Consider the following 14,189-nt stretch of genomic DNA (forward strand, 5'->3'; position numbering starts at 1 on the left):
GTCTCCCAAGCTCTATATCTAGGGTCAGAATAAAAAACCGGATTATGTGCGAAAGTGCTTAGAATTAATCGCCATTTTGGCGCCAGTTGTGGTTAAATATCACGCCTAATTGCGTGATTGCCAGTAGGGTATTTTGTAATGTCTCGACAGTTGGAAGATCTTGATCGTATCGATCGCCAAATACTGCGTATCCTGCAACGCCATGGACGACTGCCAAACGTAGAGTTGGCACGCCGGGTTAATCTCAGTCCCACTCCCTGCCTGGAGAGGGTCAAGCGCCTCGAGCGAGAGGGATTTATCCGCGACTATGTAGCGTTGCTGGACCCGCTCAAGGTTCATGCCGGCCTGGTTGTTTACATCCAGGTGACTCTGGCTAATACAGCCACTGAGGCACTGGAAGCCTTTAACCAGCATGTGGCTGGCTTGGAGGAAGTGCAGGAGTGCCATATGGTGGCCGGTGGTTTTGATTACCTCGTAAAGATTCGCATTAAGGATATGCTTGGATACCGCCGTTTTCTCGGAGAGAAGCTGGCTTCAGTGCCGGGAGTACGCGAAACCCATACCTATGTGGTGATGGAGGAGGTGAAAACCGATACTGCCGTAGCGGTGCCGGACCCTGAGCCCAAGACCAAATCAGCCCGGCGCTGAGCCGGAAGCGCGCTTTAGGCGCGTGGTGGTCTGGAACCTATCTGGAACCTATGGGGAGTCGGCCATCGGGCAGATAATCATCAGGTAAGGTTGCCAGAGCTCGGGAAAATGACTCGCCAAAAAACTCCGTACCCGGCATGTGCTCCGTGTTGAGGTAAAACCCAATTGCTTTTCCCCACCGCTACCTTTGCTATTGATTGCGGAATTCATGGTGGAATAGGGCGAATTGGCAACCATTGTCGGTCGGTATTTTATTATCCTCGACATAACTTGTGAGCGGTGTCCCCGCCGCCGAATCAGAATGCGATAACGATAAAGTAGGTAATGTATGGATTTCTCACTGAGCGAAGAGCAGCAGATGATCCAGGACGCAGCACGTCAGTTTGCCGAGAGCGAATTGAAGCCTATAGCTGCGGAACTCGACAATACAGGTAACCGCCCTCTGATACTGGAGAAGCTCAAGGAATTGGCCGAACTGGGTTTTATGGGTATCAATATCGATCCCAATTACGGTGGTACAGGTGCAGGCACGGTGGCTTTTAGTTTGGCGATTACCGAACTGGCACGAGGCTGTGCATCCACTGCAACTACCACCTCGGTTACCAATATGGTGGCTGAAGTTATCCAGGCTGTAGGCAATGAGGACCAGCGCCAGAAGTACCTGCCAAAAATCTGTAGCGGGGAATACGCTGCGGGTTCTTTCTGCCTGACTGAGCCCGGCTCAGGTTCTGATGCTGCAGCTATGCGTACCCGTGCAGTAAAAGACGGCGATGAGTATGTGCTGAATGGCAGCAAATTATTTATCAGTAGTGCTGAATTTGCTGGCATTTTTGTTGTGTGGGCGGTTACCGACCCTGATGCCGCGAAAGGTAAAGGGATTTCCTGCTTCCTGGTTGAAGCGGGCACACCGGGGCTGATTATCGGCAAGGCTGAAGAGAAGATGGGGCAGAAAGCTTCTGTCACCAATGAAGTTTCCTTTGATAATTGCCGCATTCCCGCAAGTAATATGCTGGGTGAGGAAAACCGCGGCTTCCGAATCGCCGCGGGTGAACTTGCTGGTGGTCGTATTGGTATCGGTTCCCTGGCACTGGGAATTGGGTTGGAGGCGATGGATTGCGCCCGCGCTTATATGCACGAGCGCGAGCAGTTTGGTAAAAAACTGGCGCAGTTCCAGGGATTACAGTGGCAGCTGGCAGATAAGTACACTGAGCTCGAAGGTGCGCGCCTGTTGCTGTTACAGGCAGCTTGGCAGAAAGATGCGGGCATGGCTTTTGGCCCCGCGGCGTCCATGGGCAAACTGTTTGCCAGTGAAAAAGCCAATGAAGCTTGTTACTTAGCCCTGCAGATCCATGGTGGGGTCGGATATACCCGCGAGTACCCATTGGAGCGCATGAGCCGCGATGTGCGTATCACCACCATTTATGAGGGCACCAGTGAGATCCAGCGCCTGATCATTGCGCGTCACCTGCTTGATGTGCGTTGATTTAGTGATATAAGACCCAGAGGCTGGCTCTACCCAAATGGAGGAGTCGGCCAGTGGGCTCCATGCTTAAAATTGTCAGCAATCTTCCCTTCGTTACCGAATATCCCATCCTTACTGACAGATCCTACCTATTCTCTACTGGGAAATTCTTTTCCTGTTTTCCGGGAAAATATTTTTCAGAGCTTGTCCGCTAAACAGTACTTGCGGCCATTAAGAGTATCCGATAGCGGGTGAGAATGATGCTTGCTGACCAGGGAATCTCCGCGACTTTTTTAGCTCGCCTGGCATTTATTATATCTCTTCAGTTTTCTGTTTTCACTTATGCCGATCCACCTAATCCGGCGAGTGCTGTCACCCAAAAGGCCAATCAGACAGTTTTAAAAGAGTTACCATTTGATAATCGGCAGGATTTTGAAAATGTAAAACGCGGTTTTATCGCGCCATTACCTGATAATGGCGTAATTAAGACCGAAAAAGGACAGCCTGTCTGGAATCTTGAAGCCTTTCAATTTGCACGGGATAAATCTGCACCAGACAGTGCCAACCCAAGTTTATGGCGACAATTACAGTTGATCTCCGAGGGTGGGCTTTATGAGGTAACTCCGCGAATCTACCAGGTGCGTAGCGCCGATCTCTCAAATATTACGTTTATTGAGGGAGAGACTGGGGTGATCGTAATGGATCCCCTGATCTCGGAAGAAACTGCGAAAGCAGCCTTGAAATTGTACCGGCAGCATCGAGGTAACAAGCCAGTGGTCGCGGTGATTTATACCCACAGTCATGTGGATCATTACGGTGGCGTACGTGGGGTGGTAAATGAGGAAGAGGTAAAGTCTGGAAAAGTTAAAATCTTTGCTCCAAAAGACTTCCTAATTGAAGCGGTCAGTGAAAATGTCTTTGCCGGTAACCATATGGCGCGCCGAGCCAGTTTTATGTACGGTAATTTGATCCCAAAAGACCCTAAAGGTACGTTGGGGGCTGGATTAGGTCTGGAAACCTCTACGGGTACTGTCACTTTAATTGAACCCACCGACACTATTACAAAAACAGGAGAGACTCGAACCATTGATGGTCTGACTTTTGAATTTTTGATGGCACCGGGTTCTGAAGCACCGGCTGAAATGCATTTCTATATTCCCGAGCTAAAGGCAGTAACCGCTGCCGAAAATGCTACCCATACCTTGCATAATCTTTACACGCTTCGCGGGGCCAAGGTGCGCAATGCAAGGGATTGGTCGCGTTATTTAAATGAGACCATTCAGCGCTGGGGAGACAAGGCAGAAGTATTGTTTGCACCGCATCACTGGCCGACCTGGGGGCAGGAAAATGTTGTTAATCACCTAAAGAAACAGCGAGATCTTTATAAATACCTGAATGACCAGACCCTACGCTTGGCCAACCATGGCTATAACATGGTGCAGACTGCTGAGATGATGGAGCTTCCCCCAGAGTTGTCTCAGTATTGGGCCAACCGAGGTTACTACGGTAGCGTTAATCACGATACTCGCGCAGTGTGGAATTATTACCTCGGTTTTTTTGACGGCAACCCCGCGCGTCTTTATCCAATGCCGCCCACTGCTGCCGGCAAGAAGTATGTGCAATATATGGGAGGGGCGGCCAATATCATCAAGCAAGCCAAGAGAGATTATGATGCTGGCGAGTACCGCTGGGTGGCGGAAGTGCTGGATAGACTGGTCTCAGCCGAGCCGAACAACCGTGCTGCAAGAGATTTACTGGCCGATGCCCTGGAGCAAATGGGTTACCAACAGGAAAACGGAACCTGGAGAAACTTCTTCCTCAGCGGCGCTAAAGAGCTGCGGGATGGCATCGAGCGCCTACCGGTGCCGCTAACTGCCAGCGCAGATACTATTCGTAGTATGCCCACCGAGCTGATTTTTGATTATCTGGGGATTCGCTTGAATGGGCCAAGAGCGACAGGCAAAAAAATATCGATCAATATTAATCTTCCAGATATAAAAGAACGCTACTCACTGGTGCTGGAAAATGCAGTGTTGAACTATGGCCCTCCAGTTAATGACCCTCATTCCAGTGTCACAATAAAGCGTGAAGACTTGAATGATATTATCCTTGGTACCGCCACAATTCAGGAGAAGATGGAGGATGGTTCGATAAAAATAGTTGGGGATGTTGGCCAGTTGAAAACTCTTCTCTCCCTTATGGATCGATTTGACTTCTGGTGGAACCTGGTAACCCCAGAGCCTATGGAAAAAATGTCTTCAGGAGACTTCTGATGAGTGGTCCATTGCCAACTGTTGTTACCGTAGAAGAGGCTGGTGCGGATAAATATACGCAGATACTGCACTCGGGTCCCCATCGGTTAATTGCTGATGAGCCGGAGGATTTTGGCGGGCAAAATCGTGGACCAGGCCCTTACGAATATTTACTCATGGGGCTAGGAGCATGTACCAATATCACCGTGCGTATGTATGCAAATATGAAAAATATTCCGTTGGAGCGAATACAGGTCATCCTCTCCCATCGTAAGGTCCACCTAGAGGACGGGAAGGACTGTGAAAAAAGTTCGAAAAAAATTGATGAAATTGTGCGGGATATTACCCTGGAGGGGGAACTGACCGGTGAACAGAGGCAGCGCCTGCTGAAGATTGCTAATCGCTGCCCGGTACATCGGACTTTGACATCATCTATCACAATTCACACCCGGATTAGTTCATAAAGATCTGAAGATGAAGTTGGGAGATGCAATGCATTGAGGAGGTAATGTGAGTAAAAGCACTTTATCAGAAATGCTAAAAGGTTTTGGAAGTTTGGATGATATTGCTGCATCCTACTCGATTGGTTGGAGGCAATCTATTTATGTGTGGTTGGCAGTGATGGTTGTGGTGATTTATAAGATATTTGTGATGCCCTGGAGAAGAAAAAAGAAGAATGACTTGTTTGTAGATTTGGATAATTTGAAGAACTTAAAATTGAATATTTCCAGAGATAATATCTCGAATAAGTCTAATGAGAAAGGTCCAGGCGAGTACTTTCTAAATGAGAGTGATCTGAGTTTCTTTGAGAAAAATGGATACCTCCCACCTTTTCGTGTGATTTCTTCAGATGAGGCTGAAGAACTTAAGGGGGAGGCGATGTCCAGTTTTAAAAATGATTTTGACGGGTTCAGCTTTCTTGGAAAGCTAATCCCGGAAATTGAGAAAAAACAAGGTCAGTGGAGTATTGAAAGTGCTGGGTTGTATCAGGCACTTCGAATGAAGTCATTTCGCAATTTGATGCGAAAGCCTCAGATTTCTCAACGTATGGCTAGCTTATTAGGTAAGGAGGTTATCTGCTGGCGCTCACAATTTTTTGATAAGTTGAGAGGTGGGCGGGGTACTATTTGGCATCAAAATGCTACATTCAGGGAGACTGGAAAATATGCTAAGTTGCAGCCCACTAAAGAGACAGATCCTGCAATTATACAATTAAACGCCTGGGTTGCACTCACTGATACTAATCAGGAGAATGGCTGCTTGAGGCTGTTGCCGGGATCTTTTGTCGATGCAAGAATGGATTACTTATATAGTTATGTGTTGGATAATAAGCTTTTTTACATGGCTCTGATTCCACATGCTTTTTCACATTTTTATGTCCTTTTAAAAATAGTACTTTATGGGCAGGTTTTTGATAAAGGAATGTTTGTTTTTTTGACTGCGGTTGAATTACTTGGTGAGGATTACTTTGATCGATTTGATGTGGTAGATATGGAAATGAAGGCAGGGGAGTGTTTGATTTTTTCTTCTTTAAATATGCACGCCTCTTATCCTAATATGAGCAGTAAAGAGGATCGATTTTCCTTCGTTGGGCGATGTACTGCTAATCATGTAAGGGTTGCTCCTTCCGGAAAGGACTTCTATTCAACCGCAGAGGGGTTGATAGAGTACGACTTGCCGGAAGTTTCTAATTTTCAAGTTTATGGGAGGGATAGTTATGGCTATAACAAGATTATGAAAGATTAAATTATGATTTTTAGGCTAGGGCACTAGTGTTTAAATGGGAGAGTTTTTAGGAGTTTAAATTTTACTGTATTGTGGGGAGTTGAAATCCGGTATGGTCTCATCACAGGGTTTTACTTGGTGCGCAGATGAATCTACTTTCCCGGCTAATCTCTTTCTAATTTGTTGTACTTTTTATCTGAGTGAAGACTGATAGAGGTTGGTGTTGAAAGGTCTAGAATGTACTATTTTCTAGATTTTTTTTTGTTGAGTGTAGGTCCTCTGGAGGTCTATTTTTATTTGGTTTTTGGGTCTTCTTGGCTAAAAATCGTAGAATGCCATCTTCAATCGGGTTATTCAGTAAAATCTTTATATCTTCTTCATAGTTATTCAATAGGCGCCAAGGATATTTTTTACCTTGACGAGGAAGGGCGCTGTTTCCTCTTTTAACATAGCCGGAATCCAGCTCACTCATTACCGAAACATCCTCAGCGCAGCTCTCCATGTCGGTTGCGCAACAAAAATCATATTCATGTTTATCCATGTAGGCTAGGAGTCGGCAAATATAGCGAGCGGCAATATCTGCTTTTAAAGTCCAGGGTGCGTTAGTATAGCCGAAGATCCAGGACATATTGGGTACACCCTCCATCAGAACCGCTTTATAAGTTAATTTTTTTCTGGCCTCTACAAGATCACCATCCAGGTATAATTCCACTCCACCTAATACTTGTAGGTTTAAGCCGGTAGCAGTGACAATGATATCAGCGTTGAGGTGACGGCCTGATTTAAGCTGTATGCCATTTTCGGTGAGCATTTCGATTTCCTCTGTTTCCATGGAAACCTTGCCGGATTTAATTACCTTAAACAAGTCATCATTTGGTACCGCACAGAGCCTCTGATCCCAGGGATTGTAGCTTGGAGTGAAATGGCGCATATCATAGCCAGTTGGTAATCTCTTGCGAATACCACGCAAGAGCAATTTATGCACAAATTTTGGCCAGCGTTTTGAAGCCTTAAATAGCCAGCGTTGCACTCTGATATTCCGCCAGCGAGCCATTCTAAACACCCAGGCCTTTGGTAGGAATTTCAGTAGTAGGGATGATACTTTGTCAAAGGCTGGTACGGATAATATGTAGCTGGGAGAGCGCTGCAGCATGGTTACATGCTTGGCTTTTTCCGCAAGTGCGGGAACTAGAGTAACCGCTGTTGCTCCACTGCCGATGACAATGATCGTTTTATTACAGTAGTCCAGTTTTTCCGGCCAATGTTGCGGATGGATATAGTCACCCTGAAAATGTTCTGCTCCAGGAAGCTCAGGCAGGTATCCCTGATGATGATCATAGTACCCTGTACAGGAAATCAGGAAACGACAGCTATAGCTGCACCGTTCACCGGTTTTTAAGTTAATTCCGTCGATAACCCAGATTTTTTTTTCGCTATCCCAATTGGCTTTGGAAAGTTCAATGCCGAAATGAATATGCTCCTTAATGGAATATTTTTCGGCAGTATCGCTGATGTATTGTTGGATAGAGGGGCCATCGGCCAGCACTTTGAGGCCAGGCCAGGGGTGAAAGTCAAAACCAAAACTGAACATATCTGAATCGGAGCGAATTCCTGGATAGCGAAATAAATCCCAGGTTCCACCGACTTGTTCGCGGCGGTCCAGAATGGCAAAACGTTTTGTAGGGCACTCGCGACTGAGGTGGCAGGCTGCGCCAATACCGGAGAGGCCAGCACCGATAATTAGTACGTCAAAATGAAGCGGCTCCAAAATCAATTACCTGGCTGATTGGTAGGTGTTTATAGACTGCGTAGAACCAATGCTGATTTATTGCTACATTGCGACAAAAAATTATCTTGAGGCGCCAGAGGCGTTTTGGAGGGGCAGTGGGAAGCGTAATACGAGCCAGTGTGCTCACGGGATATGGCGAATTAGTGGAGGCTTTGGGTGGTAATACCGCTAGCTATCTCACTGAATTCAATATACCGCAGGATATTGTGGTGTCCGACACTCGTCTCTTGTCCCATGCCGATGTTGCGAGTTTGTTGGAAGTCTCCGCACAGCGATTACAGTGTGAGGACTTTGCGCTGCGCCTTGCCTTTCATCAGGGAGTAGACAGGCTGGGGGGAATCGCTGTGATTGCCTGCAACTCTACAACGCCAAGGGAGGCGGTGGAGGCGGTAGGTAGATTTATGCCTCTGCATAGCCCGGCAACCCAATTGCGTCTGGAGCCTGTAGGCGACGGGCATTGTGAGCGCTTGGTATTTAACTTACTTGACCCAGCTTTGTCACGATTTACCCAAATCCATGAGCAGACATTGGGTAATGCATTGGCAATGTTACGTATGCTGATGGGGGCGGATGCTGCACCACAACGGGTTTTGTTGCCGCACAGTCCGATCTCCAGCAGGCAACGTTATCACGAGTACTTTTCCTGTCTAGTGGAATTCCAGTCGGGCTACTGTGCTATGGAGTTTCCCTCTGACCAGTTGGATAGTCAATTGCCCTCTGCCGATCCCGTGACCAAGCGTTTGGCTACCTGCTATCTGGAGCAGCAATTTTCCTCATCAGCAGCGTCTCTGGGTACCAGAGTGCGGGAACTATTACGGCAGTTGTTGCCAACGGGAAAATATCAGGTGGCGGTGGTTGCTGATCACCTGAGCTTGCACCCCCGCACTCTACAAAGGCGCTTGGCAGATGAAAGTCTGCGTTTTGATAGCTTACTGGATCTGGTGCGTAGGGAGCTGGCGGCAGAGTATCTCTCAGATGCCAGTCTTGCATTGGGGCAGATAACGGGTTTATTAGGATATGCCGAGCAGAGTACTTTCCAGCGCTCCTGTAGGCGTTGGTTTTCCGATACGCCACGCAACCATCGGCGTCGCCTTACTCGTGCGCAAGCTTTAGAGCGTAAAGGTTTGGCTGCTGCAGATCAGTAGTCTGTTAGCTCAACCTCTCCGGGGCGCCAAGTCTTTTCCAGCCAGGGGCCTAATGGGCCATATAGGCGCAAAATAACAAAGAAGCCTTTACCCGGCACTGTCTCCAGCCAGTTGTTTTCAAATCCTTTCGGCGCTACGGGACCGAAAAAAATATCGTAAGAACCATCAGTGTTTTTCTTGATACCTTTGCTCTGGCTGCTTACCGAGGGAAACTCCTGGCTTGTCTTTAGCTGGGAGCGGGTTTGGCTGTCATAAATGTTAACCGCCCAAAATGCATTGACAGGTACATCGGGTGGCAGGTGCAGTTTGTATTTCCTGGCGCCATCAAAGGGCTCTTTGTTTTCGTCGACAAAGGCAATGGCATAGTCAGAACCTTTACCTGGCTCGATGGCTGTCATCGCTGGGCTGACACCGGTGTAAGGGTAGAAGTAGCTAACACGGGCATCACTGTTAATCGTTTTACCATCGGGCCCATTGAAGAAAATATTTTTACCCGGGAAGGCCATCACCCAGGCGCTGTCGGTGCCCGGATAGATTTTGACATCGGATAATGATTTGTCTGTGCGTGGGTACCAGACAATAGATCGGGCGATGCCATTACCGATGCCAACTGCATCGGTCAGTATCTTGATCATGCGTTCATCAGGGCTAAAAGCCTTACCTTTCTCAATGCCGATAGAGGCAAACAAGCCGCGAGTTTCCGGATTTAGCATTCCTATCCATTCGTATTGGATGATCTCATTTAAGTGCTTGTAGAACTTGTAGTTGTTGGGGTGGATGGTGTTGAAGGCCTTGCCAGAGGCGCTAATAAACACCATGCGCGGAGGGTGATTCTTCTTGGAGAGGGGGTAGATCCTCAGTTTGTCTTTAACGCTCTGTACAGCTTCATCCAAGTCCTGGTTGCTGGGAGAGCGCATAAAGACCCATACCCGGTAAGAGCGAGGATATACAGGGAAGTAACCGAAGGGAAGGTTGCCTTTATAGTCGGGTGGCAGGACTAGATATTTTCCTCCCCGACCCTTATCGGGGCCGGAGTTACCTATGTCTTCCGCATAGCGAAACCAGGCATCATTGAATGCGCCCATCACATTCGGTGGTGCGTGTAGAACTGTAGGGCCATCTCTCTTCAGGTCCAGGAAGGCCAGGGTGTAGATGGTGGATGTATTGCCGGTAAGGAACAGGGATTCGGAATTCATTAGTCGATCAAAGATCAGCACTTCATGGGCCGACTTGGCGCCGAGTTCATACCCACCTTTCATGAGTGCATGTACTGATGCTCCCTGAATACCTTTCAGGAAGCTATCTACCGCGCGCATATGGTCCAGATAGTCATATAGCTTTTCAGCTGTCTCAGGGTAAGGTGCGCCGTCGCGAAACTTTAATAAACCGATACTACTCTCGACTTTATCCGGGGTGCTGATGGACTCTATGGTTTCCGGGCCGACGTCTGTGCTAGCAAAAGTAGCGGGTAAGTAAAAGGTAAATAAAAAGAGGGCCATCAAAAACCCACCGTGGATGCAAGGACGTACTTGCTGGAGAGGCAGCCATGACCGGTGGTTCAAATTCTGTTCCTCCATTGGTGAGGTTGCCTTTGAGTAGATTAATGACAGGAAAGGCAATAGCTTCCAATGCTTCATCTGTAAGTTATTTTCCGCGCAGGGAAGCCTTTAGAAGTAAAAAGGTGTCATTTACTGGCGCGTATAAAAGAGAATTTGGCAACTACATATTAGTCGCTTCTACTGATGGACTCTTTGTCAGTTTCAGAAGTGGCGCAAATTTATAACATGTTTTGACAGATGGCGTATTACGTAGAAATTCATGCAGGGACAAGTTGTAAAAACCTGGGAATAACACTCTCATAATATTAATTTCATCAAGAGCTTTGAGCGAATATGTTAAGTGGTCTTTATAATGGTTGATCACTTCCTGATTAAAAATGAATTAAAGGTTGTTCAGGAAAGAAAAATTTTTTGAATGAAAATGTCATTAGTATATGTTTTTTTTGTCAATCGCGGGCAGTTAATCGGCTTGCTAAAGGTAGAGTGGGCAGCCATTTTTTAATTGAAATAATTGCATGAATATTCGGATTTTTTTTCTTACTGGAAGATTTGTTGTCATTTTTTGTGGACGAAAAAGATTTAATTTCAGCTCATGTTAATGGTTGGGAACTTTATTCTTGGAGTTCGTTTTGTCTGTTTGTCGCGGATAGACAAAACAAAAAATGTCTAACAATTTTTGACTTTTCTTAATTTCAAGTAGCTGAATAAAAACTTCATCACAGGATTTCAAGATAGTACTTGTCATTATGGAGAGCTAACTTTATAAAATGATCGTCCCATGTAGGTGACCCCGAAAGTTTTTGAAGAGCAACTGGGGAAACCGTAGTTAAAAAATTTAGAATAATTAATTGGACTAAGAATGTTCTCGCTTGCCGACCTGTTCGATAAGGTTGTCGCTAACTCTTGGCATGGAAGCTTGGAAAGCCTGACCGGCGAAAAATTGACCCTCTCACATTGTGAGGAGGCCCTGGCCCTGTTGAAACAGGAGAGTCTAGGTCTCATCAACGGGGATAGGATTGTTGTCAGGGCACACAGCGATATTTTTACTGTAGCCGTTATGCTGGCCGCTTGGCGACTTGGACTGGCCGTAGTGCCAGTTAAAGGTGATGCGAGCGAAGCTGCGGTGCAATCTGTAGCTTCAGACTGTAATGCGAAGGTAATTTTCAAAGATGGTGATGTTGTTTCCCTAGAGACTTATCGCTCAGAGCAGAGACGTTTCGAGTTTTGTGCGCCCCCAGAGGTAACCGGGGTTGATTTGGCACTGATTATTTATACATCTGGTAGCACGGGCAGGCCCAAAGGAATAATGCTCACCCACCAGAATGTGCTGACCTCACTGGAGTCAATCACAGAGTACCTGCGCTTAACTGAGCAGGACAGGATTCTCTGTCTCTCACCTCTATCTTTTGACTACGGTCTATACCAGGTGCTATTTGCCCTCTACAAAGAGTGCACGACGGTCCTCTATGATAAGCCCTTTAATCCAGTTCATGCGTTAAAGGCACTTTCTGAGAATAAAATCACGATATTACCGATCGTTCCTGCCATGGGGGCAGCATTAGTAAAGCTGGTTTCTCTGGTGAAGCCGGATCTTTCACTGCTGAAAAGTATCACCAATACCGGCGGTCACTTATCTGAATATGTGATTCGGGCCTGGAAAGAGTACTGCCCGCAACTCAACGTTTTTTCAATGTATGGACTTACTGAGTGTAAAAGGGCCATGTACCTGGAGCCTGAGCTTTGGGAGGAGAAAATGGGGTCGGTTGGGAAACCGGTTCCCGGTCTGGATGCGCGAATTTTTCAATATGACAGTGACGCAGATAGCTATCGCGAAGTAGCAGAAAACGAAGTCGGTGAGTTGTATGTACGTGGCTCAGCGGTAATGCAGGCTTATTACGATCCGAATGCCCAGGGCGGTGCGATAATTGTGCATGGCCTGTATCGAGATGATAACTGGCTTGCGACAGGCGATTTGTTCAGCAGGGATAATGAAGGGTTTTATTATTTCAAGGGACGTTCCAAAGACCTGATCAAGCAGGCAGGATTCTGCCTTTTCCCTAAAGACCTGGAAAACCTTATTGATGCTTGCCCGCAGGTACACCTCAATGTGGTGATGGGTTCAAAAGATAAATTTCAAAGTGAAATTGCCGTTTGTGTTGTTGAACTGCATGAAAATACGCCGGAAAATCAGCAGCAGTTTAAAGTGTGGTTAAAAGAAAATCTGGATGTTGATTACACACCTCGGGAAATAAAATTTGCTGAGAGCATTCAGTTGACGGCCAATAGTAAAGTGGATAGAAAATTACTGCAGCAAGAGTTTCAGGCCTGAGTTAGAGTTTCTAATTCTGGCTATTTGCAATGATACAAAAATAAAAAGCGCTGAGACTTATTAGTCATCAATACGATTGAAACATAAGCGCATTATAAGAATGACATTGAATTTCTTTAGGGGATACCATGAACGCTTCCTTGGAAAAGCTTGTTGCCCAGCTTGACCAAAATAGACAACAATTTTCAACGCCTTGTTACGTATACTCGATTGAAGATGTTGCTAATAATTATCGCAAGCTAAAGGAACAATTGGGTACATCCCTGATTTACTCGTTGAAGGCAAACAGTTGCCTCGATCTCATTGTACGCTGTGGGCATATTTTTGAGGACGGTATCGAGATCGCCTCTGTGGGGGAATTGAATCTTCTACCGAGAGGTGAGAGTCCCCGTTACATCAATAACCCTTCAGCGGACAAAAGCTTTATTCGGGCCGCCATAGCCAGTAAGTGTACTCTGGTAGTAGATAACCTTTTCCAGTTGGAAATTATCAGAGAGTTTCAGGGCAAGAGGCCGATCAAACCCCTGATATTGCGCCTGAATCCAAGCACACTCGATCAGTTTGTAGAGCCTCCAGTTGGAATCCGGAAAGATCATTTTGGTTTGAGTTGGGAAGATGCAATTCGAGCCCTTGAAATCTGTAAGGAGTATGGCCTGGACGTTGCTGGCTTCCATGTTTTCCGCGGATCATATAGTTTTGCCAAGCTTGCTAACTCTACTGCGCAAGCTGCACTAAAAATTGTAGAGACATTTGAGGATTCTCTAGGCTACCCGCTCTCGCTTGTGAACCTTGGAGGTGGCTTCAATTCGAACTGGGAGGATGAGAATTTTGATTTTAACCAATATCGAAGTCTTCTTTCAGAATTTCCTTCCCATATCAGTATTATCCATGAAAGCGGGCGGGCCATTATGGAGTCTGCTGGCTACTTTGTTACTGAAGTGCGCTATGTGAAGTCGATAGAAGGGCGCCGTTACGGTGTTTGTAACGGGGGGATGGCCCAGAATTTTCTATTGGCCAAAACGGAAAGTGCTTTCAAGCGATTCTCGCAACCCCTGGTCTTACGCGAAGGCACTGTAGTTAAACCTGAGGAAGAGGCCGGTAGCTGCTTTTTGGTCGGCACATCCTGTAACAAAGAGGATGTGATCGGTGAGGTTAAAGAGCTTGAGGTAAAGCCTGGAGACCTGGCTATTTTTAGTCATTGTGGTGCTTATAACGCGAGCTATACCGTCGCTCCTTTCCTAAGCCTGCCGTCCGCAAAATCCTACCTGATGGAGTAGTTC

At 46.6% G+C, this 14,189-nt stretch carries 11 protein-coding genes; 9 read left to right on the plus strand and 2 right to left on the minus strand.

Annotated elements, in window-relative coordinates:
- Positions 1–138: 138 nt before the first annotated feature.
- The 5 genes from ACJJI7_RS15535 (at position 139) to ACJJI7_RS15555 (ending at position 6,108) form a co-directional block, all read left to right on the plus strand.
- Positions 139–648: an Lrp/AsnC ligand binding domain-containing protein gene (locus tag ACJJI7_RS15535; protein ID WP_020415006.1), complete on the plus strand. Its 510-nt coding sequence runs from the start codon at positions 139–141 to the stop codon at positions 646–648.
- Positions 649–976: 328 nt separating this feature from the next.
- Complete coding sequence (locus ACJJI7_RS15540; protein WP_020415007.1) at positions 977–2,131, plus strand: acyl-CoA dehydrogenase family protein; 1,155 nt, start codon at positions 977–979, stop codon at positions 2,129–2,131.
- 236 nt (positions 2,132–2,367) lie between these two features.
- Positions 2,368–4,383, plus strand: a complete 2,016-nt coding sequence (locus tag ACJJI7_RS15545; protein WP_282950932.1) for an alkyl/aryl-sulfatase — start codon at positions 2,368–2,370, stop codon at positions 4,381–4,383.
- The gene (locus tag ACJJI7_RS15550; protein ID WP_282950931.1) at positions 4,383–4,826 is read left to right on the plus strand and encodes an OsmC family protein; all 444 of its coding nucleotides are present in this window, start codon (positions 4,383–4,385) and stop codon (positions 4,824–4,826) included. Before ACJJI7_RS15545 ends, ACJJI7_RS15550 begins: the two co-directional genes overlap by 1 nt.
- A 46-nt stretch (positions 4,827–4,872) precedes the next feature.
- Positions 4,873–6,108 (plus strand): phytanoyl-CoA dioxygenase family protein, encoded by a 1,236-nt coding sequence (locus tag ACJJI7_RS15555; protein WP_444901784.1) that lies wholly within the window; start codon positions 4,873–4,875, stop codon positions 6,106–6,108.
- Between the two features lie 211 nt (positions 6,109–6,319).
- Here the strand turns inward: ACJJI7_RS15555 and ACJJI7_RS15560 are convergent, their stop codons facing one another.
- A complete protein-coding gene (locus tag ACJJI7_RS15560) occupies positions 6,320–7,855 on the minus strand; it encodes a flavin-containing monooxygenase (RefSeq protein ID WP_444901783.1) in 1,536 nt (511 codons plus the stop codon).
- 116 nt (positions 7,856–7,971) lie between these two features.
- On the opposite strand from ACJJI7_RS15560, the gene ACJJI7_RS15565 reads away from it, so the two are divergent.
- A complete protein-coding gene (locus ACJJI7_RS15565) occupies positions 7,972–9,021 on the plus strand; it encodes an AraC family transcriptional regulator ligand-binding domain-containing protein (RefSeq protein WP_282950926.1) in 1,050 nt (349 codons plus the stop codon).
- Here ACJJI7_RS15565 and ACJJI7_RS15570 read toward each other — a convergent pair.
- Positions 9,015–10,520: a DUF1254 domain-containing protein gene (locus ACJJI7_RS15570; RefSeq protein ID WP_020415012.1), complete on the minus strand. Its 1,506-nt coding sequence runs from the start codon at positions 10,518–10,520 to the stop codon at positions 9,015–9,017. The two genes, ACJJI7_RS15565 and ACJJI7_RS15570, sit on opposite strands and share 7 nt — an antisense overlap.
- Positions 10,521–10,567: 47 nt before the next feature.
- On the opposite strand from ACJJI7_RS15570, the gene ACJJI7_RS15575 reads away from it, so the two are divergent.
- The 3 genes from ACJJI7_RS15575 (at position 10,568) to ACJJI7_RS15585 (ending at position 14,186) form a co-directional block, all read left to right on the plus strand.
- Positions 10,568–10,804: a hypothetical protein gene (locus tag ACJJI7_RS15575; protein WP_282950925.1), complete on the plus strand. Its 237-nt coding sequence runs from the start codon at positions 10,568–10,570 to the stop codon at positions 10,802–10,804.
- Between the two features lie 635 nt (positions 10,805–11,439).
- Positions 11,440–12,909 (plus strand): class I adenylate-forming enzyme family protein, encoded by a 1,470-nt coding sequence (locus ACJJI7_RS15580; protein WP_444901782.1) that lies wholly within the window; start codon positions 11,440–11,442, stop codon positions 12,907–12,909.
- A gap of 128 nt (positions 12,910–13,037) precedes the next feature.
- Positions 13,038–14,186 carry a type III PLP-dependent enzyme domain-containing protein gene (locus ACJJI7_RS15585; RefSeq protein WP_353375177.1) on the plus strand — a complete coding sequence of 383 codons (1,149 nt, stop codon included), beginning with the start codon at positions 13,038–13,040 and terminating at the stop codon, positions 14,184–14,186.
- Positions 14,187–14,189: the final 3 nt, after the last annotated feature.

The sequence above is a fragment of the Microbulbifer variabilis genome (assembly GCF_056232115.1).

Coding starts and splice junctions, on each gene's coding strand:
- ACJJI7_RS15535 (WP_020415006.1), top strand. CDS start 139: ATGTCTCGACAGTTGGAAGATCTTGATCGTATCGATCGCCAAATACTG.
- ACJJI7_RS15540 (WP_020415007.1), top strand. CDS start 977: ATGGATTTCTCACTGAGCGAAGAGCAGCAGATGATCCAGGACGCAGCA.
- ACJJI7_RS15545 (WP_282950932.1), top strand. CDS start 2,368: ATGATGCTTGCTGACCAGGGAATCTCCGCGACTTTTTTAGCTCGCCTG.
- ACJJI7_RS15550 (WP_282950931.1), top strand. CDS start 4,383: ATGAGTGGTCCATTGCCAACTGTTGTTACCGTAGAAGAGGCTGGTGCG.
- ACJJI7_RS15570 (WP_020415012.1), bottom strand. CDS start 10,520: ATGGCCCTCTTTTTATTTACCTTTTACTTACCCGCTACTTTTGCTAGC.
- ACJJI7_RS15575 (WP_282950925.1), top strand. CDS start 10,568: ATGACCGGTGGTTCAAATTCTGTTCCTCCATTGGTGAGGTTGCCTTTG.
- ACJJI7_RS15580 (WP_444901782.1), top strand. CDS start 11,440: ATGTTCTCGCTTGCCGACCTGTTCGATAAGGTTGTCGCTAACTCTTGG.
- ACJJI7_RS15585 (WP_353375177.1), top strand. CDS start 13,038: ATGAACGCTTCCTTGGAAAAGCTTGTTGCCCAGCTTGACCAAAATAGA.